The sequence below is a fragment of the Escherichia sp. MOD1-EC6842 genome (assembly GCF_002965705.1).
Lineage (GTDB): Bacteria > Pseudomonadota > Gammaproteobacteria > Enterobacterales > Enterobacteriaceae > Escherichia > Escherichia ruysiae.
Genome location: NZ_PTRF01000029.1, coordinates 1 through 20,365 on the forward strand (window position 1 = coordinate 1; position 20,365 = coordinate 20,365).

At 49.1% G+C, this 20,365-nt stretch carries 17 protein-coding genes, 1 tRNA gene and 1 other RNA gene; 15 read left to right on the forward strand and 4 right to left on the reverse strand.

From position 1 onward, the window contains the following. Nucleotides 1-97: 97 nt before the first annotated feature. The 13 genes from lpfA to dppF all read left to right on the forward strand — a co-directional run bounded on the left by lpfA (nt 98) and on the right by dppF (nt 14,456). Nucleotides 98-622 carry a long polar fimbrial major subunit LpfA gene (lpfA, locus tag A7Z29_RS21610; protein WP_000758160.1) on the forward strand — a complete coding sequence of 175 codons (525 nt, stop codon included), beginning with the start codon at nt 98-100 and terminating at the stop codon, nt 620-622. A 67-nt stretch (nt 623-689) separates the two neighbouring features. Then, nucleotides 690-1,376: a long polar fimbrial biogenesis chaperone LpfB gene (gene lpfB / locus A7Z29_RS21615; protein ID WP_000726213.1), complete on the forward strand. Its 687-nt coding sequence runs from the start codon at nt 690-692 to the stop codon at nt 1,374-1,376. A gap of 23 nt (nt 1,377-1,399) precedes the next feature. Continuing rightward, nucleotides 1,400-3,976 (forward strand): outer membrane usher protein LpfC, encoded by a 2,577-nt coding sequence (gene lpfC, locus A7Z29_RS21620; protein WP_105290798.1) that lies wholly within the window; start codon nt 1,400-1,402, stop codon nt 3,974-3,976. Nucleotides 3,977-3,991: 15 nt separating this feature from the next. Beyond that, entirely contained in the window at nt 3,992-5,047 is a 1,056-nt protein-coding gene (locus A7Z29_RS21625; protein ID WP_000975825.1) for a fimbrial protein, read from the forward strand. Nucleotides 5,048-5,052: 5 nt separating this feature from the next. Beyond that, the gene (gene lpfE, locus A7Z29_RS21630; RefSeq protein ID WP_000269272.1) at nt 5,053-5,583 is read left to right on the forward strand and encodes a long polar fimbrial protein LpfE; all 531 of its coding nucleotides are present in this window, start codon (nt 5,053-5,055) and stop codon (nt 5,581-5,583) included. Nucleotides 5,584-5,846: 263 nt separating this feature from the next. Then, complete coding sequence (gene eptB, locus A7Z29_RS21635; RefSeq protein WP_105290799.1) at nt 5,847-7,538, forward strand: kdo(2)-lipid A phosphoethanolamine 7''-transferase; 1,692 nt, start codon at nt 5,847-5,849, stop codon at nt 7,536-7,538. A 91-nt stretch (nt 7,539-7,629) separates the two neighbouring features. After that, nucleotides 7,630-7,706: transfer RNA gene (locus tag A7Z29_RS21640), tRNA-Pro, on the forward strand. Between the two features lie 34 nt (nt 7,707-7,740). Next, nucleotides 7,741-7,874, forward strand: a non-coding RNA gene (locus A7Z29_RS21645) — RtT sRNA. 740 nt (nt 7,875-8,614) lie between these two features. Further along, on the forward strand, nt 8,615-10,222 hold the full coding sequence (gene dppA / locus A7Z29_RS21650; RefSeq protein ID WP_001222867.1) for a dipeptide ABC transporter substrate-binding protein DppA: 1,608 nt from the start codon (nt 8,615-8,617) through the stop codon (nt 10,220-10,222). 307 nt (nt 10,223-10,529) lie between these two features. After that, a complete protein-coding gene (gene dppB / locus A7Z29_RS21660) occupies nt 10,530-11,549 on the forward strand; it encodes a dipeptide ABC transporter permease DppB (protein WP_000938858.1) in 1,020 nt (339 codons plus the stop codon). 9 nt (nt 11,550-11,558) lie between these two features. Then, entirely contained in the window at nt 11,559-12,461 is a 903-nt protein-coding gene (gene dppC / locus A7Z29_RS21665; protein ID WP_105290800.1) for a dipeptide ABC transporter permease DppC, read from the forward strand. A 10-nt stretch (nt 12,462-12,471) separates the two neighbouring features. Next, nucleotides 12,472-13,455, forward strand: coding sequence for a dipeptide ABC transporter ATP-binding protein (gene dppD / locus A7Z29_RS21670; RefSeq protein WP_001196477.1), 984 nt, complete (start codon nt 12,472-12,474; stop codon nt 13,453-13,455). After that, nucleotides 13,452-14,456, forward strand: coding sequence for a dipeptide ABC transporter ATP-binding subunit DppF (gene dppF / locus A7Z29_RS21675; protein WP_000107036.1), 1,005 nt, complete (start codon nt 13,452-13,454; stop codon nt 14,454-14,456). The genes dppD and dppF overlap by 4 nt, the downstream gene beginning before the upstream one ends. 29 nt (nt 14,457-14,485) lie before the next feature. Here the strand turns inward: dppF and A7Z29_RS21680 are convergent, their stop codons facing one another. Then, nucleotides 14,486-15,757: an SLC5/6 family protein gene (locus A7Z29_RS21680; protein ID WP_065227863.1), complete on the reverse strand. Its 1,272-nt coding sequence runs from the start codon at nt 15,755-15,757 to the stop codon at nt 14,486-14,488. A 475-nt stretch (nt 15,758-16,232) separates the two neighbouring features. On the opposite strand from A7Z29_RS21680, the gene A7Z29_RS21695 reads away from it, so the two are divergent. Both A7Z29_RS21695 and A7Z29_RS23335 read left to right on the forward strand, forming a co-directional pair. Continuing rightward, on the forward strand, nt 16,233-16,340 hold the full coding sequence (locus A7Z29_RS21695) for a type I toxin-antitoxin system toxin Ldr family protein (protein WP_001295224.1): 108 nt from the start codon (nt 16,233-16,235) through the stop codon (nt 16,338-16,340). 375 nt (nt 16,341-16,715) lie between these two features. Beyond that, on the forward strand, nt 16,716-16,823 hold the full coding sequence (locus A7Z29_RS23335; protein ID WP_085461382.1) for a type I toxin-antitoxin system toxin Ldr family protein: 108 nt from the start codon (nt 16,716-16,718) through the stop codon (nt 16,821-16,823). An 85-nt stretch (nt 16,824-16,908) separates the two neighbouring features. Here the strand turns inward: A7Z29_RS23335 and bcsG are convergent, their stop codons facing one another. The 3 genes from bcsG to bcsE are packed head-to-tail and all read right to left on the reverse strand — an operon-like array spanning nt 16,909 to nt 20,344. After that, nucleotides 16,909-18,588 (reverse strand): cellulose biosynthesis protein BcsG, encoded by a 1,680-nt coding sequence (bcsG, locus tag A7Z29_RS21715; RefSeq protein WP_105290803.1) that lies wholly within the window; start codon nt 18,586-18,588, stop codon nt 16,909-16,911. Then, the gene (gene bcsF, locus A7Z29_RS21720; protein ID WP_000988318.1) at nt 18,585-18,776 is read right to left on the reverse strand and encodes a cellulose biosynthesis protein BcsF; all 192 of its coding nucleotides are present in this window, start codon (nt 18,774-18,776) and stop codon (nt 18,585-18,587) included. The genes bcsG and bcsF overlap by 4 nt, the downstream gene beginning before the upstream one ends. Beyond that, entirely contained in the window at nt 18,773-20,344 is a 1,572-nt protein-coding gene (bcsE, locus tag A7Z29_RS21725) for a cellulose biosynthesis c-di-GMP-binding protein BcsE (RefSeq protein ID WP_001205752.1), read from the reverse strand. The genes bcsF and bcsE overlap by 4 nt, the downstream gene beginning before the upstream one ends. Between the last annotated feature and the right edge of the window lie 21 nt (nt 20,345-20,365).

The following is a 20,365-nucleotide window of genomic DNA, read 5'->3' on the forward strand; positions in this document are numbered from 1 at the left end:
AGTAAAAATAATTTTATTTTTTAGTGCCATTTGTATAATCTGCGCCCCGTTGTGTGAACAACATTAAGCATATTTATCTATATAAATGGAGTTATTCATGAAAAAGGTTGTTTTTGCCTTGTCAGCACTGGCGTTAACTTCTGGTTCCGTATTTGCAGCGGATTCCGGTGATGGCACTGTGAAATTTACAGGTGAAATCGTCGATGCAGCTTGCGTACTGTCAGTTGATTCTCAGAATCAGGAAGTTGTACTGGGTCAGGTGCAAAAATCTGTATTTGCTGCAGTCGGTGATAAATCACCATCAAAACCTTTCGAAATCAAGCTGGAAGATTGTGATATCACCACTTTGAAAAAGGCGAAAGTCAGCTTTAGTGGCGTTGGTGATACCGATAAACCTGAACTTATCTCTGTTAGCACCGAAGCAGGCGCGGCGAAAGGCGTAGGTATCGGTATTTATGATAACAGCAACACCCTGGTTGCGATGAATAGTGGTGAATCCAGCACTGACCTGAAAAAAGGTCAGACAGTTCTTTATTTCACCGCAAACTATGTTTCTACTTTAGCTGCTGTAACTACTGGTTATGGTAATGCTCAGGTTGATTTCAATCTGTCTTACGAGTAATAGTTAGTTTCACAATTGGCGAAGATGAATTCTCCGCCAATTGTGTTCAAAGTTCATGGATAGAATGATGAAAAAAAAATTCATTGCGTTAACTCTTTGGGTGTTAATTTCGCAGTCTGCACTAGCGAGTGGGGTTGGGCTTAGTTCTACTCGGGTGATTTATGACGGTAATAAGAAAGAAGCATCGCTAACCGTACAAAACAAAAATAAATCAGAAGAATTTCTTATTCAGTCATGGGTTGATGATGCAACGGGTAGTAAAAAAACACCATTCATCATTACTCCGCCATTATTCAAACTTGAGCCAGGAAAAAACAACATCTTACGTATCGTAAATGTGAATCCGTCCTTACCTCAGGATCGTGAATCTGTTTACTGGGTAAACGTCAAAGCGATTCCTTCTCAAAATGAAGAAAATGAAGGGAAAAATGTCTTGCAGATTGCAGTTCGTACTCGCATCAAGCTTTTTTATCGCCCAGCAGGTCTAAAAGGGGATATTAAATCTTCGCCAGGAGAACTACGTTTTACGCGAAACGGTAAACAGATAAAAGTTGACAATCCAACTGTTTTTAACATCACGTTCAGTGATGTATTTATTAACGGACACGAAATTGAAAAGTCCGGTATGGTGCCAGCAAAAGGGTCTTTGAATATCAATTTGCCTGCAGGTGTGAACAGTGCTTCGCAAATAAAATATAATACAATTAATGATTTTGGCTCTTCAGGTGAATATCTGACTCGCGAAATTAATTAATAGTTTTCAGGGGAACCAACTTAATGTCATGGATGGTCGTTTCGCGCACTTACACTTCTTTGCCCTTTTCTTTATCTGTATTGGCGCTTACGGTTGCAGGCTCTTTTTCTGCGACAGCTGGAAAATTTAATCCGCGTTTTCTGGAAGATACCGCAGGGATCAACCAGCATGTTGACCTTTCCATGTACGAAACTGACCATGGCGCGCAGTTGCCTGGAACATATCGCGTTTCTTTAATCGTCAATGAACAAAAAATGGAAACGCGCACTCTGGAGTTTAAGGCGGCTACAGAATCCCAACGAAAGGAGATGGGGGAGTTTCTCATACCTTGTTTAAGCCGGACACAACTGGCTGATATGGGCGTTCGTGTAGACAGTTTTTCAGCACTTAACCTTATACCAGCAGAAGCCTGTGTGGCGTTTAATGAAATTATCCCTCAGGCGACCAGTCATTTTGATTTTAGCGAACAAAAGCTGGTGATGAGTTTTCCTCAGGCGGCAATGCAGCAGGTTGCTCGCGGTACAGTACCTGAATCTCGCTGGGACGATGGTGTGCCCGCGTTGCTTCTTGATTACAGTTTCAGCGGTAGTAACAGTTCTCATGATACAAAAAGTTATAATCGCTACATTGATGAAAATGGTAATCATCACCAGGATAAAAACGAAACTAGCCAGACTAACGATAGCTACTACTTAAGTATGCGAAGCGGCCTTAACCTTGGGGCATGGCGTCTGCGAAATTACAGTAACTGGAGCTATAGTAACGGCGAGAAGCAGTGGGACAATATTGGCACCTATGTAACACGGGCCATTGTTCCGCTGAAAGCGCAACTGACATTGGGTGATACAGCAACACCTTCAGATATTTTTGACAGTGTGCAGATGCGCGGGGCATTACTGGCCTCTGATGAAGAAATGTTGCCAGACAGCCAACGTGGTTTTGCTCCGGTAGTTCGAGGGATAGCGAAAAGTAACGCGGAAGTCAGTATTGAACAAAATGGTTACGTGATTTATCGAGCATTTGTTCAGCCAGGTGCGTTTGAAATTAACGATTTATACTCCACAGCGAACAGCGGTGATTTAACCGTAATTGTTAAAGAGGCTGATGGTAGTGAACAAAGATTTATTCAGCCATTCTCTTCAGTCGCTATTTTCCAACGTGAAGGGCATCTCAAATATAGCCTTTCTGCTGGTGAATACCGTGCTGGTAATTACGATAGCGCCAACCCACGCTTTGGTCAGTTTAATGCGATGTATGGTTTACCGTTTGGTATGACCACCTATGGTGGCGCATTAATTTCTAAGGATTACAACGCATTTGCTCTGGGATTGGGAAAAAACTTTGGCTCTATTGGTGCAATATCGGTTGATATTACTCAGGCAAAAAGTACATTAAATAATAATGCAACCGATCAGGGACAATCGTACCGCTTTCTTTATTCAAAAAGCTTTGCCAGCGGCACAGATTTCCGTTTATTGGGTTACAAGTATTCTACCAGTGGTTTTTATACCTTCCAGGAAGCAACAGATGTGCGTAGCGGTGCTGACAGCGATTACGGCCGTTACCATAAGCGTAGTGAAATTCAGGGTAATTTGACACAGCAATTGGGCACCTATGGGTCGGTTTATTTCAATATGACCCAGCAGGATTACTGGAATGATGACGGTAAGCGCCTTTCTTTGGCTACCGGGTACAACGGTCGTATTGGACGTGTTAATTACAGTATTGCTTACAGTTGGAATAAAAGCCCTGAATGGGATGAAAACGACCAGTTGTGGTCATTTAATGTTTCCATTCCGTTTGGTCGGGCATGGAGTAACTACCGCGTGACAACCGATCAGGATGGTCGTACGACACAACAGCTTGGCGTCAATGGCACTCTGTTAGAAGATCGCAATCTCAGCTATAACGTTCAGGAAGGGTATTCCAGTAATGGTGTTGGTAATAGCGGTAATGCTAGTTTGTCGTACCAGGGCGGCGCCGGTAATATCAGCGTGGGTTACAGCTATGGTAAAGACTACCAGCAGACTAACTACAGCCTGCGTGGTGGCATTGTAGCGCACAGTGAAGGGATCTCGCTTTCCCAACCTTTGGGTGAAACCATTGGTATAGTTTCAGCACCAGGTGCCCGGGGGGCGAAAGTATTAAATAATAGTGGTGTGAGTGTTGACTGGCAAGGTAATGCGGTCGTTCCTTATCTGAGCATCTACCGTGAAAATGATGTGTCCATTCGCAGTGAAACGTTGAATGACAGTGTTGATATGAACAGCGCATTCCAGACAGTTGTGCCAACGCGAGGAGCTGTCGTACGGGCGCATTTCGATACCCGTGTGGGTTATCGAGTTCTTATGACATTAATTCGGCAAAATGAAGTGAGCGTCCCCTTTGGTGCAACTGCAACGCTGGTTTCAGATAAAAGTGAACAGATTAGCGGTATTGTTGGTGAAGATGGGCAGTTATATATCAGCGGGATGCCTAAAAAAGGGGATGTGAAGATCGTATGGGGTAAAGATACTTCACAACAATGCGTTGCGAAATATGAACTGCCGATTAAGGAAAAATCGTCAGGTATTATTTCTGTGACAACAAATTGCCAATGATCAGGGATAGATAATATGATGAAAATTTCAAGTCTGTTTTTTGTTGGAAGCATGTTGTTTACGGCCAATAATGTTATGGCTGCAGATTGGGGACCCTGTACATCGACTTCAGGTGTTCATGATTACCCAGTCAATTTTGATATTGATATTATGGATGCCAGCAAAAATAAAGCGGGTACTGAATTAAGATTAATTTACTCATGGGCTGGTGTTGGGCAGCCTTTTAGTTTTATTTGTGAGTGTCCGGATACTTATAAAACGGAAAAGGATACACTGATTAAAGTCGTGAGTAACTTATCTACGGCAACGCGAAAAATAAACAGTGAGCAATACTACCGGTTAACCGATGAGCTGGAAGTAATGACCATGATTCAAGGTCCAAGCGTGTTGTTCCGTGTTCCGGAGGCCAATAGTCAGATCCCTAATTTAAATAACTCTTCTCAAGACTGTAAAGGTAATAATCTGGGGCAATTTGGCAGTAATGGCTATCTGTCATTTTATATAGCAAAGCCTGTTCAGGGTGAGGTGGAAATTCCCTACACGCTTATTGCAACAATGTATGCCTCAAAGAAAAAAAATACATACAGGGATCCACTTTCTACGGTCAGTATTGCAGGAAAATTGACCTTTACACAAGGCTGTAAAATTGACGCCGGTACGGTATTGGATGTCCCCTTCGGCGAGTACCCATCTTCGGCATTTAAAAATAAAAAAGGAACCATTCCAGTTGGAGGCACTGAAAAAGAGATTAACCTCCAGTTCGATTGTGAAAATATTACCGATGGCATTCAGGTATCTCTAAGGATTGAAGGAAACACAAGTCAGGCTGACGAGCGTGCCATCGATATGGGTAACCCAGACATTGGTGTGTTGGTTATGGATCCAAACGGCAATGTCTTAAGGCCTAACGATACCAACAGCAGTGTTAACTTAAACCTCGGTTCGAACGATTCCCAACAACATCGCGATGCAACAATTAAACTGAAAGCAGCACCAATCAGCACGACCGGAAATGCTCCAGCGGCAGGGCAATATAGTGGGGTTGCAACAATCTTTCTGGATATGGATTAGTCATCATGTGGAGAAATAGTATACGTTGCCTGTTACCCTTTTTAGCTCTGGCATATTTTCCCGGCGCTGAAGCCAAAATAAGCCTCGGTGAAGCAGGAAAACTGACGTTTTCTCTTTCAGTCGTGGCCAAAGGGTGTGAGTTTGAAGCCGCTGATTTAGAAGTTGTCATGGGGAAAATGATGTTAATGAAGCCAGTCACGGTCGGAAGAGTCATAAACGAAAAAAATTTCGTAATCGAATTAAAAGATTGTGACGGAATATCAAAAGCTAAAGTAACAATGGACGGCCTTCCTGACACCAATGATAACTCTCTTTTTGCTCTGGATGCCGGAGGCGCAACGGGAATAGCCCTGCAAATTGTTGACGGCAAGGGCACAAAACAGATTCCGAAAGTCGCTGGTGGAACGGCGATAGAGTGGCCAGTAAATGGAACAACAACCCAACTGAACTACAAAGCGAGTTATGTCGTTGTAAACGCCAATGCAACGTCTGGACATGCAAATGCCATGGTCAATTTCTCCGTGGAGTATGAGTAACCAGTTTCGGACTTTTGGCAGAAAAAGAGGAGATTACTCCTCTTTTTTACAAGAACAGTTAATTATTGGTCTGCATTCTGACTTGCTTTTTGTAAATATCTGTAGCTAAAACTCACTTCATTGCCACTTTTCCTTCTCTCTGTGGTCTACTTAACGACATGAGCAGGGGATGGCGTTCACTACTCCTGCATTTTTTCCTGATACTCCCACTGCAAAAACGGAGTGCTGGATATTTTTTCCCCTTTATCCCAGGGTTTGTTTGCATGAGATACATCAAAACGATAACGCAGCAAAAGCTAAGCTTTTTTCTCGCTGTCTATATTGGTTTGTTTATGAATTGCGCAGTCTATTTCCGTCGGTTTGACGGTTACGCGCATAACTTCACTTTTCTTAATGGCGTTTCGGCGGTTATCGAACTGGCAGGGACGGTTCTGGCAACCTTCTTCTTTTTACGCTTAATTTCACTTTTTGGCAGAACGGCCTGGAAAGTGCTGGCTTCATTGCTGGTGCTGATTTCTGCCGGAGCTAGCTACTACATGACATTTATGAATGTCATGATTGGCTACGGGATTGTCGCTTCGGTGATGACCACCGACATTGACCTGTCGAAAGAAGTGGTTGGCTGGACGCTTATCGCATGGGTTGTACTGGTGAGTATTATCCCGTTGCTATTTATCTGGATGAACCGCTCACAAGACACCTTCTGGCGTCAGCTTTGTACCCCGAAAACACGCTGGCGTAGCGCGCTTACTGTGCTGTTAGCGGGCTTGCTGGTATGGGGGCCAATACGTCTGATGGATGTAGCGCAAAAGCGTGCCGACCGCATGGCTGGGGTGGATATGCCTAGTTATGGCGGGGTGTTGGCGAACTCCTATTTACCTTCGAACTGGCTTTCTGCGTTGGGGCTGTATGCCTGGGCGCAAGTGGATGAATCTTCAGACAATCGTTCGCTGATGAATCCGGCGAAAAAATTCACCTATACCCCGACGCAAAATCTCGACGACACCTATGTGATTTTCATTATTGGTGAAACCACGCGTTGGGATCATATGGGAATGTTGGGCTACGAGCGTGATACAACGCCGAAGCTGGCAAAAGAGAAAAACCTGGTGATGTATCGTGGTTATTCTTGCGATACCGCGACTAAATTATCACTACGCTGTATGTTTGTGCGTGAAGGTGGAACGGAAGATAACCCACAACGTACTCTTAAAGAACAGAACGTATTTGCGGTTCTCAAACAGTTGGGTTTTAGCTCCGATTTGTACGCCATGCAGAGCGAGATGTGGTTCTACAGCAATACCATGGCTGACAACATTGCCTACCGTGAGCAAATCGCGGCTGAGCCACGTAACCGTGGAAAAGCGGTAGACGACATGTTGCTGGTGAATGAAATTGAACGTTCTCTGGAGAAAAAACCAGAAGGTAAGCATCTGATTGTGCTGCATACCAAAGGGTCGCACTACAATTATACTCAGCGTTATCCACGTGAGTTTGCCCAGTGGAAGCCAGAGTGTTATGCAATTGATCGCAAATGTCCAAAAGCGCCGATGATCAACTCATACGATAACTCCATCACCTACGTAGATCATTTTATCGACTCGGTGATCGACAGATTCCGCGATAAGAAAGCAATTGTGTTCTACGCGGCGGATCACGGTGAGTCGATTAACGAGCGTGAGCACTTGCATGGTACACCACGTGAATATGCACCGCCGGAGCAGTTCCGCGTGCCGATGATGGTCTGGATGTCAGATAAATATCTGGAAAATCCGGCCAATGCGCAGGCATTCGCGCAGTTGAAAAAAGAAGCCGATATGAAAGTACCGCGCCGTCACGTAGAGCTGTACGACACCATCATGGGCTGTCTCGGCTATACTTCACCGGATGGTGGAATTAACGAAAATAACAACTGGTGCCACATCCCACAGGCGAAGGCTGTTGCGGCTAACTAAGCGGCCTGCTGACTTTCTCGCCGATCAAAAGGCATTTTGCTATTAAGGGATTGACGAGGGCGTATCTGCGCAGTAAGATGCGCCCCGCATTCGGTGATTGGCGCAGCCTGGTAGCGCACTTCGTTCGGGACGAAGGGGTCGGAGGTTCGAATCCTCTATCACCGACCAAATTCGAAAAGCCTGCTCAGCGAGCAGGCTTTTTTGCATTTGTAGCCTATGAGGATGAGAACCTCCGGGGGGAGGGAGGTTCGACTCGAGCGAAGCGAGAGAACGTTGCGCCAGCAACGGCCCGCAGGGCGAGCCACGAAGTGGCGAGTAATCCTCTATCACCGACCAATTTAGAAAAACCAGCCTACGGGCTGGTTTTTTGCTTTCTGCGGCCTGAAGAGGATGAGAACCTCCGGGGGCAGGAGGTTCGACTCGACGTAGGCCTGATAAGACGCGCCAGCGTCGCATCAGGCAAATGTGCCGACCCATTGTCGGATGCGGCGCGACCGCCTTATCCCCCCCACACCACACATTTCCCTGCCAAATTTGCGCCCCATATCTCACTATCCATTAACGGATTTGTGACAGAATCCATTGTCTTTTTTTATATTTGCTTAAATCTTTTTTTGCGTTACTTATGGCTGGCGCTGGCATTTTCCGCTGTGCGTTTTAGCGTTCATGGTATTAATCGCTCAGATATCCACCTTTTCCTCAGATTTTTTTCATTAAAAGCATAAAACTTAATCACCAATTGTTGCGAAATATTAAGGTGATTGTTCTGGTTATGTTGGAGTAGCACAAATTTCTCTGCTGCAAATAGCGGTTTGAAGTTTTTTTAATCTTTGTTTGTGGATTCTCACCGTTGGTGTAAATCCCGGTTGGCTGTATTGACGTTTTCACATTCTGTTGACAGATTGTAGGTCACGAGGGGCATTTTATGGAGGATCCGCACTGTTACACTGATGTTAATTAGTACGGCATCCCCACCTCATAACGTTGACCCGACCGGGTAAAAAACAAAAAAGGTCAGGCAACGACAACCCACTGCAAAGGGTTAAAACAACAAACATCACAATTGGAGCAGAATAATGCGTATTTCCTTGAAAAAGTCAGGGATGCTGAAGCTTGGTCTCAGCCTGGTGGCTATGACCGTTGCAGCAAGTGTTCAGGCTAAAACTCTGGTTTATTGCTCAGAAGGTTCGCCTGAAGGGTTTAACCCGCAGCTGTTTACCTCCGGCACCACCTATGACGCCTCTTCCGTACCGCTTTATAACCGCCTGGTTGAATTTAAAATCGGCACCACCGAAGTGATTCCAGGCCTCGCTGAAAAGTGGGAAATCAGCGAAGACGGTAAAACCTATACCTTCCATCTGCGTAAAGGTGTGAAGTGGCATGACAATAAAGAATTCAAACCGACGCGCGAACTGAATGCCGATGACGTGGTGTTCTCGTTCGATCGTCAGAAAAACGCGCAAAACCCGTACCATAAAGTTTCTGGCGGCAGCTACGAATACTTCGAAGGCATGGGCTTGCCGGAGCTGATCAGCGAAGTGAAGAAGGTGGACGACAACACCGTTCAGTTCGTGCTAACGCGTCCGGAAGCGCCGTTCCTCGCTGACCTGGCAATGGACTTCGCCTCTATTCTGTCAAAAGAATATGCTGACGCGATGATGAAAGCTGGTACACCGGAAAAACTGGACCTCAACCCAATCGGCACCGGCCCGTTCCAGTTACAGCAGTACCAGAAAGATTCCCGTATTCGCTACAAAGCATTTGATGGCTACTGGGGCACCAAACCGCAGATCGATACGCTGGTCTTCTCTATTACTCCTGATGCTTCTGTGCGTTACGCAAAATTGCAGAAGAACGAATGCCAGGTGATGCCGTACCCGAACCCGGCAGATATCGCCCGTATGAAGCAGGATAAATCCATCAACCTGATGGAAATGCCGGGGCTGAACGTCGGTTATCTCTCGTATAACGTGCAGAAAAAACCACTAGATGACGTGAAAGTTCGCCAGGCACTGACCTACGCGGTGAACAAAGACGCGATAATCAAAGCGGTTTATCAGGGCGCGGGCGTGGCAGCGAAAAACCTGATCCCGCCAACCATGTGGGGCTATAACGACGACGTTCAGGATTACACCTATGATCCTGAAAAAGCGAAAGCCTTGCTGAAAGAAGCCGGTCTGGAAAAAGGTTTCTCCATCGATCTGTGGGCAATGCCGGTACAGCGTCCGTATAACCCGAACGCTCGCCGCATGGCGGAGATGATTCAGGCGGACTGGGCGAAAGTGGGCGTACAGGCCAAAATCGTCACCTACGAATGGGGTGAGTACCTCAAGCGTGCGAAAGATGGCGAGCACCAGACGGTAATGATGGGCTGGACTGGCGATAACGGGGATCCGGATAACTTCTTCGCCACCCTGTTCAGCTGCGCCGCCTCTGAACAAGGTTCCAACTACTCAAAATGGTGCTACAAACCGTTTGAAGATCTGATTCAACCGGCGCGTGCTACCGACGACCACAACAAGCGTGTTGAATTGTACAAACAAGCACAGGTCGTGATGCACGATCAGGCTCCGGCACTGATCATCGCTCACTCCACCGTGTTTGAACCGGTACGCAAAGAAGTTAAAGGCTATGTGGTTGATCCATTAGGAAAACATCACTTCGAAAATGTCTCTATTGAATAATTAAAAGCCGTACAAGACTGATGGCAAAGGCAAAACTGCCTGATGTGCTCCGCTTATCAGGCCTACGAAAATTCTGCAATGTATTGAGTTTGCCAGATTTTGTAGGCCGGATAAGGCGTTCAGTCCGCATCCGGCATGAACAAAGCGCACTTTGTCAACAATCTGCATACCCGGTGGTGCTGTGCCTCTGCGCACAGCGCCATCCGGCAGCAATACTTCATTCCCTGTCCGGCACGGGCGGGAATTGATTGGTGAGCAATACAGACACGCAGTTCCAGGCTGCGGGTCACTATAGAGAATCCGGGTTATGTTGCAGTTTATTCTCCGACGTTTGGGACTCGTCATCCCCACGTTTATCGGTATTACCCTTCTCACCTTTGCCTTTGTTCACATGATCCCCGGCGATCCGGTGATGATCATGGCGGGCGAACGTGGGATCTCCCCAGAGCGCCATGCGCAATTGCTGGCAGAACTCGGCTTAGATAAGCCGATGTGGCAGCAGTATCTCCATTACATTTGGGGCGTTATGCACGGCGATCTAGGCATTTCGATGAAAAGCCGCATCCCGGTTTGGGAAGAGTTCGTGCCACGCTTCCAGGCTACGCTGGAACTTGGTGTTTGCGCGATGATTTTTGCGACTGCGGTCGGTATTCCGGTTGGTGTACTGGCTGCGGTTAAACGCGGTTCCATTTTCGATCACACGGCGGTTGGTCTGGCGCTGACCGGCTACTCCATGCCAATCTTCTGGTGGGGCATGATGTTGATCATGCTGGTTTCAGTACACTGGAACCTGACGCCTGTCTCCGGTCGCGTGAGCGACATGGTGTTTCTCGATGATTCCAATCCGTTAACCGGTTTTATGCTGATCGACACCGCCATCTGGGGGGAAGACGGTAACTTTATCGATGCCGTCGCCCATATGCTCCTGCCCGCTATTGTGCTGGGTACTATCCCGCTGGCGGTCATTGTGCGTATGACGCGCTCCTCGATGCTGGAAGTGCTGGGTGAAGATTATATCCGCACCGCGCGAGCCAAAGGGCTGACCCGCCTTAGGGTGATTATCGTCCATGCGCTGCGTAACGCCATGCTGCCGGTGGTAACCGTTATTGGCCTGCAGGTGGGGACGCTGCTGGCGGGGGCGATTCTGACCGAAACCATCTTCTCGTGGCCCGGTCTTGGGCGCTGGTTGATTGACGCGCTGCAACGCCGCGATTATCCGGTGGTGCAGGGCGGCGTATTGCTGGTGGCGACGATGATTATCCTCGTCAACCTGCTGGTCGATCTGCTGTACGGCGTGGTGAACCCGCGTATTCGTCATAAGAAGTAAGGGAACATCATGTCACAGGTTACTGAAAATAAAGTGATTACTGCACCGGTGCCGATGACCCCGTTACAGGAGTTCTGGCACTATTTTAAACGCAACAAAGGCGCGGTTGTCGGGCTGGTTTACGTCGTCATCGTGCTGTTTATCGCGATCTTTGCCAACTGGATTGCACCCTATAACCCGGCGGAACAGTTCCGCGATGCACTGCTCGCCCCGCCAGCGTGGCAGGAAGGCGGCAGCATGGCGCACTTGCTGGGCACTGATGATGTTGGTCGCGATGTGATGTCGCGCCTGATGTACGGTGCACGGCTGTCGCTGTTGGTCGGTTGTCTGGTGGTGGTGTTATCGCTGATTATGGGCGTTATTCTCGGCCTGATCGCCGGTTACTTTGGCGGCCTGGTCGATAACATCATCATGCGCGTGGTCGATATCATGCTGGCGCTGCCAAGCCTGTTGCTGGCACTGGTGCTGGTGGCGATTTTCGGCCCGTCGATTGGTAACGCAGCGCTGGCGCTGACCTTTGTTGCCTTGCCGCACTATGTGCGCTTAACCCGCGCCGCCGTGCTGGTGGAAGTTAACCGCGATTACGTTACCGCGTCTCGCGTGGCAGGTGCCGGGGCGATGCGTCAGATGTTTATTAACATCTTCCCGAACTGCCTTGCGCCGCTGATTGTTCAGGCGTCGCTCGGTTTCTCTAACGCCATTCTCGATATGGCTGCTCTTGGTTTCCTCGGCATGGGTGCGCAGCCGCCAACGCCGGAGTGGGGCACCATGCTCTCCGACGTGTTGCAGTTCGCGCAAAGCGCCTGGTGGGTCGTGACCTTCCCGGGTCTGGCGATCCTGCTGACGGTGCTGGCATTTAACCTGATGGGTGACGGTCTGCGTGACGCGCTCGATCCCAAACTGAAGCAGTAAGAGGTTCGAGATGGCGTTATTAAATGTAGATAAATTATCGGTGCATTTCGGTGACGAAAGCGCACCGTTCCGCGCCGTAGACCGCATCAGCTACAGCGTAAAACAGGGCGAAGTGGTCGGGATTGTGGGTGAGTCCGGCTCTGGTAAATCGGTCAGTTCGCTGGCGATTATGGGGCTGATTGATTATCCGGGCCGCGTAATGGCGGAAAAGCTGGAGTTTAACGGTCAGGATTTACAGCGTATCTCAGAAAAAGAGCGCCGCAACCTGGTGGGTGCCGAAGTGGCGATGATCTTCCAGGACCCGATGACCAGCCTTAACCCGTGCTACACCGTGGGTTTCCAGATCATGGAAGCGATTAAGGTGCATCAGGGCGGCAACAAAAGTACCCGCCGTCAGCGAGCGATTGACCTGCTGAATCTGGTCGGTATTCCCGATCCGGCTTCGCGTTTGGATGTTTACCCGCATCAGCTTTCCGGCGGCATGAGCCAGCGCGTGATGATCGCCATGGCGATTGCCTGTCGGCCAAAGCTGCTGATTGCCGATGAACCAACCACTGCGCTGGACGTGACCATTCAGGCGCAAATTATCGAACTGCTGCTGGAGCTACAGCAGAAAGAGAACATGGCGCTGGTGTTGATCACTCATGACCTGGCGCTGGTGGCGGAAGCGGCACATAAAATCATCGTGATGTATGCAGGTCAGGTGGTGGAAACGGGCGATGCGCACGCCATCTTCCATGCGCCGCGTCACCCGTATACTCAGGCATTGCTGCGTGCGCTGCCGGAATTTGCTCAGGACAAAGAACGTCTGGCGTCGTTGCCAGGTGTTGTTCCTGGCAAGTATGACCGCCCGAACGGCTGCCTGCTTAACCCGCGCTGCCCCTACGCCACTGACAAATGCCGTGCTGAAGAACCGGCGCTGAATATGCTCGCTGACGGGCGTCAGTCCAAATGCCATTACCCACTTGATGATGCCGGGAGGCCCACACTATGAGTACGCAAGAGGCCACCTCGCAACAACCGCTGTTGCAGGCAATCGACCTGAAAAAACATTATCCGGTGAAGAAAGGTATGTTCGCACCGGAACGTCTGGTGAAGGCGCTGGATGGCGTTTCGTTTAACCTTGAACGTGGCAAAACGCTGGCAGTAGTGGGCGAATCTGGCTGCGGTAAATCGACCCTCGGTCGGTTGCTGACGATGATTGAAACGCCCACCGGTGGTGAGCTGTATTACCAGGGGCAGGATCTGCTCAAGCACGATCCGCAGGCGCAGAAGTTGCGTCGGCAGAAAATCCAGATCGTCTTTCAGAATCCCTATGGTTCGCTGAATCCGCGTAAAAAAGTTGGGCAAATTCTTGAAGAGCCGCTGCTTATTAATACCAGCTTAAGCAAAGAACAGCGTCGGGAAAAAGCCCTGTCGATGATGGCGAAAGTCGGCCTGAAAACCGAGCATTACGACCGCTATCCGCATATGTTCTCCGGCGGTCAGCGTCAGCGTATCGCCATTGCCCGAGGTCTGATGCTCGACCCGGATGTGGTGATTGCCGATGAACCGGTTTCCGCGCTGGACGTTTCAGTGCGTGCGCAGGTGCTGAATCTGATGATGGATTTGCAGCAGGAGTTGGGGCTGTCTTATGTCTTTATCTCGCACGACCTGTCAGTGGTTGAGCACATTGCCGATGAAGTGATGGTGATGTACTTGGGCCGCTGCGTGGAGAAGGGAACGAAGGACCAAATCTTCAATAACCCGCGTCATCCGTACACTCAGGCGCTACTCTCCGCGACGCCGCGCCTGAACCCGGACGATCGCCGCGAGCGCATCAAGCTCACCGGTGAACTGCCAAGCCCGCTCAATCCACCGCCGGGCTGCGCGTTTAACGCCCGCTGTCGTCGGCGCTTCGGCCCCTGCACCCAGTTGCAGCCGCAGCTAAAAGACTACGGCGGTCAACTGGTAGCTTGTTTTGCTGTTGATCAGGATGAAAATCCGCAGCGTTAACTCACAAAACCGGGGCCATGCGCTCCGGTTTACTCAATCAGCTTCAACAGTGGCGACAAGCATAACAAAATGCCGTACAGCAGAATCAGCCAGGCTTTAAACCCGCGAAGTTTTTCCAGTTGTGCGACTTTATAGATCAGGAAAAATGGAATGAGGCACGACACAATGCCATATAACGGGCTTCCCAACTGAAAGAACACCAGCACCGATACACGAAACGAAACCCAAATCGTCAACGTAATGACGATAAAAGCGCAGATCGCCAGAGTCAGCATGCGTGAGTTAATTTTCTTGGTATCAATAATTCGGCTTAACAGATTGAGAATAATGCCTTTAATAGCCTCGTGGAAACCGAGATAAATGCCAAAGAATGCGGTCAGTACGGCAAAGATATTCAGCACCGTAGAGGTGATATGAATGATATGCCCAGGGATCACCTGCGCGGCCAGTGCCAGTGCCGAGATATTTTGTTCAAAGGCAGAAACGGCTTCTTCGTGGCTAATTGAGAAGGTAAACGAAAAGGCAAAAAACAGGATCACCGCGATGAGCGTGATATAACTAATTCGGTGGGTACGCAGCGCGAGCCGGGTTGCCAGTACTTTATCCGCTTCCCGTTTACGATAGGCAATATTCATTGGGTTAAGTACCTGAATAAATACTGCAGAAAAGAAGCAAAATGGAATGGTAAGCAGGACATCGCGGAAAAAGACGGAGGCTTGCGGGAAGGCGGTTATATTGGCGAAATTCCAGTGCGGGATCATCGCAAAACCGAACACGACAATAATCCCTACTTTGACCACCACCATTGGCCCGGAAATCTTAAACAGTAATCGTTCACCACCAGACGCAATCGCCACCAGTACGGCGAAAATAGCGACTTTATAAAGTAGAGATTGTGAAAGATCGGCATCGGTTAAACCGAAGGTTTTCAGGTACGAGGCGCTGTCGAAAACCACGGAGAGAGAGTAGATAAAAATCCCGTGGATAATCATCAAAAAGTAGATAACCCCGAGGAAAATTCCCCAGTTCTTCCCCAGGTAATGACTGATAATATCGGTGTAGTCATTACAGGAATCGCTTTCAGAAAGGGTTTTTAAATAAATGTCCTGCACTACCCAGGTGGCAGGATAAGCAATGATCGCTGCGGTAATAAATACCCAAATTCCCTTCAAGCCAATTTGTACTGGCATCAGCACGGTTCCGGCACCAATCGCCATGCCTATACATAATAAAACCCAGCCGAAGTCGTAGCGTGTAAACGGCATTTTCTGATCGTGTTTCGGTAGTGTGTTGTGCTGCATAAAGTCCTGTCCAGAAAGAAGTCGGCCTCGCAAAAATGAATAAACCCAGTTTCTCTTGCGCAACAGGTGGAGAAGTCGAATACGCAGTATGTAAAAAATGAGGCAACAGATTCACTGGGGAGGTCGCGAGGAGGCGCAATTCTACAAAATTGCGCATTTCACTACCAGTCTGGAGTCAGCCCGGATATGAACTGCAACTATTGCAAATTAAGAAATTAAGCTGGAAGGCATCACGCAATGAGGAAGATTGCCGGGTGCTGACAGTAAAAAGCAATCGTAAAATCAGCGGCAAGCCGGAAGGGTTCCGGTGAGGCGCAATGTTGCGGGGGCTTTATCCCTGGTGGCATTGGTTGCTGGAGAGAGAAAACCCCCGCACGTTGCAGGTATGCACCTGACAACATCACGGGGGCCATTCTTGAACCTGAACAACTCAAGAATAGCCGCGAAACGTTGTCATTACAACACAGGCGGCTATATGACGCTCGCAGAACTGGGCATGGCCTTCTGGCATGATTTAGCGGCTCCGGTCATTGCTGGCATTCTTGCCAGTATGATCGTGAACTGGCTGAACAAGCGGAAGTAACGTGTCATGCGGGCGTCAGGCTGCCGTAATGGCAATTTGCGCCCGGACCAGGCCGCAGGGGTGAAACTCTGCGGCCTTTTTCGTAAGAAAAATGCAACGATTGCACGCGGATAATATTCTGCGGAATGCGCAGCACAGAGTGAAGACGTGACGGATTCCGGAACAGAAAAACAGTCGTAGAATCAGCGGCAAGCCGGAAGGGTTCCGGTGAGGCGCAATGTTGCGGGGGCTTTATCCCTGGTGGCATTGGTTGCTGGAGAGAGAAAACCCCCGCACGTTGCAGGTATATACCTGACAACATCACGGGGGCCATTCTTGCATCTAGACCATTCAAGAATAGCCGCGAAACGTTGTCATTACAACACAGGCGGCTATATGACGTTCGCGCAGTTAGGCATGGCCTTCTGGCACGATTTAGCGGCTCCGGTCATTGCTGGCATTCTCGCCAGTCTGATCGTGGGCTGGCTGAATAAGAGGAAGTAACGTGCCGTGCGGGTGTCGGCTGCCGTAATGGCAATTTGCGCCCGAACCAGGCCGCAGGGGTGAAACTCTGCGGCCTTTTTCGTGTTTATTGCGGGTATGGCACCCAATCGCCACCGTTCAGGCGAACGTACGGTTTATCCTGATATTGAATCACCACCGCGTTTGAGTTCTCGGATACCAGTGCTGTTTGTGGCAATCCGCTGGTGAGTTTTTTCCAGTCAACATTGTCTTCGGTGAAAATTTTACCGTCGAGAACGCGAACCACCAGATCAGAAATTGCCAGGAAACTGCTTGGTTGGTCGATGACAATCGGTGCCCCCTGGTGTGGTGCCTTCATACCGAAGAATTTCACGCCAACGGGGACGTCTGTGATAGACGGGCTAGGGATATCACGTAAGCCAGATACCTGCATTCTGTCGCCCTTCAGCGCGCCGCCGTGTTCTGGCACCACTACCACCATCACTTTACGACCCGATTTCTCCAGTTCAGTAAAGAATGCGTCCAGTTCATCAAAGAACTTCTGCGCCCGCGCTTTGTAATCCGCTGTTTTGCTGACGCCCGGATAATGGTTGCCATCGTGCAGTGGAAGCGTGTTGTAGAACGTGGCACTACGGCTGTTTTTATCTTTTTCAGTAACGTCCAGCCAGCGGTTAAGTACGGCGGTATCGTCATAAACCGGCGAACCATCAAAGCCCAGCAAAATAACCGGCAGATTCGTTTGATCCATCAATTCTGTCTGCATACCGCCATTTTCGCGCACTTCTTTCAGGAAGCCGCCGAATTGACCGTTATGCCCCATCATCAGATGCTGGGTAAAGCCCAGTTTTGACAAGTTATCGAACAGATAGCAGTCATTATTGGCTGGTTGGTACAGATTGGTGTGCGAAGTTTGTCCACAGCTGGCGCGCAGCAGACGAATCGCCGCCGGGCCGCTGTATGAGGTCGCAGAGTTGAAATTCTTGAACTCAATATCGAAATGCGACCATAACGGATGCGACATTAACCCGGCAGCTTCAATGTCCGACCAGGAGAGTGAACAGATGTTGATGACCAGCAATTCAAATGGCTGTGCATCTGCCGGAAGCGCGGATGGGAAGGTCGATTTACGTTTCGCTTCGGCGTTATAGAAATTATTCAGCCATGCATTAAGATTCGCGGTTGTCGGCGGCGCGGTTTGCGCAGGCATATCACCCACCACCGGCGTACCGCCTGCGGCTGCGACCGTTGCCGCTGCATTACCGCCCGTCGTTGTCACCGTCGTGGTCGGTTGACCGGCAGGCCACAGGGAGAAACTTGGTCCAGCCAGCGTAAGTACGTTCAGCCATACCAGAATAGCGACGACAAATATGGTGATACGAATCCATTGTGACAGGAACAACCACGCCACTAACAATACAAAAATGGCTCCGATCATCTGCCAGTTAATAAAGCGAGTAACGAGGTCGATTAAATAATCGCTACTGAAACCAGCCACTTGCGAACCCTGACTCATGATGCTTTCCGGGCCTGGCAGCCAGGTGTCATGCCAGAACAATGCAAAACCGATTGGCAGGGCTATCCAGTGGCGTAGACGGTGCAGGCTATAGCGCGGAATAGGCATTAGCAGAAACGCGGCAAACACCAGGTTAAGCAGCGGATGGAAGTTAAGATATCCCGCCCATAACAGGCCAAACTTGACCAGAAAATAGAAGTTCCAGCCAGAAAGGCCGCGCCAGTATTGCCAGAGGGAAGAAGGCATAGCGGTGTTTTGGGTAAATTGAGTCATTTTTTGGTTGCCCTGGCTTTTTCCGCACGGCGTAATGTACCGGCCGGTTTTACATAACGAGGTTTAGCAAATAACAAACGCAAAGTGTCACGAATACGCCGTAGAGAATGCCGCGCCAGATAGCCCAGCGGGAAAAATATCAGTGCGCAAACGATAATAATTTCAACGATATCGCTGATGGTCATCATGATGAACGCTCCACAGCATCATCCAATAATCGCAGTGGTTCAGGTATGCGTCGCCAGTTGCGACCATCGTGTTCGGCATTGATGACTGGCGTGGAACCCTGCGTTAAAGGCAGCGGCATCCCCCATTGTTCCGGGGCGAGTAAACGCATTTGCACCAGCTCGGCGCTGATTTGGTCATCTTCAAACCAGACCATGCGGTTAGAGAAAATGTCGCCAGTAGGTAGTGGGAAGATATGATTCAATGCGGTATCCAGATCGTTAATCCGGCAGAAAGAGAGGAACAGCACCAGTCGATTGCCGCCAATCGTCATAATATCGCCGGTACGATTAGGGCGACACAGCGTCAGAGCTTGTTCAACGCGAATGCCAGGCACCGGGCGCAGAGCCACCAGAACGCCTTTGCCGTGAGCAGGTAACAGGGTGTTATTCATCATATTATTGACCGCGTCACAGAATACATCCCACTTCTGGAACCCCCGCAGTTTAATCGGCTGAGTCATCGACAACAGCGTGGTGATATCTTCCGGTACATAGCGGCTGAACTTCTGTCCCTGCACGCTTTCAATCATTGTCAGACAGCGAGAGAGCGGGGCGTTCCATGGAATAACCATATTTGCGCCGCAGGCCAACAGTAAACGTTCGTCGGTGGCGCGCAGGCTGGCAATATTTTCCCGCACGAGGATTTTCAACGCGCTACCACGCTGGCGACGCAATGTATGAATACTGCGGGCCAGCGGTTCAATTTGCCCATTTTGCTGCAAAGAGAACACGACCGTCGCGGCCTGAGAGGTACGTGCTTCATTGAACAGCGTTTCGTTATTGTCGAATAGCTTCCAGTGTTCCGATAGCGGTGGCGCGCCTTCCAGTACGGCAATATTACTGAGAATACGCTTTTCATCGCTGCGTGGTTGGATCTCCGCCTCTTCGCGCTGAACTAACGCCCAGACGCCATTTTGGTGCTGGACGGTCAGTTGCTGACGGGCGCTGACACCTTTTTCGTTACACCAAAAAGCGATATCCAGCAGATGCTGATCGCCCTGAAAACGCAAACTGGCAAGTCCAAAAAGCGAACGATACTCCTCCAGTAACAATGAAAATTGTTTATCGTTATTGTTTCCGGGATTAATTACCAGCAGTGAACAATGGTTTAGCCTGCACCATTTATTCATTTTTTCCAGCCATAGGCGAAGGCGCTCGGCAGGAATGTTTTGCCATGCGTTATTTGCGCAAACAAGAATGAACAGGTAATTATTGGGAACAACTGAACATTGTAAATCACGGGGCAAATAGTATAGACCTTTTTCATGATTTAGCATTGAAAATAATTTTATTTTTTCTGGTCCTTGAGAATCATCTAATTTGAAAATTTTCTCGGGATCGCTATCCATGCTAATGACCGCGACTTGCGCGGTTTCAGCTTGAGAAGCCATCGTTTGATTCACCAAGCTAATAGCATCTTCTTGACGATCGACGTTAAACCACCAGACGCCGCCTGCTGGCATATGTCGCAGCTCATCCCACAAGGATGAGATACCGATAGAGAATACGGGGTCCACAGTGTCCCTCAAGTCGCCATTTTGTCTGATTAT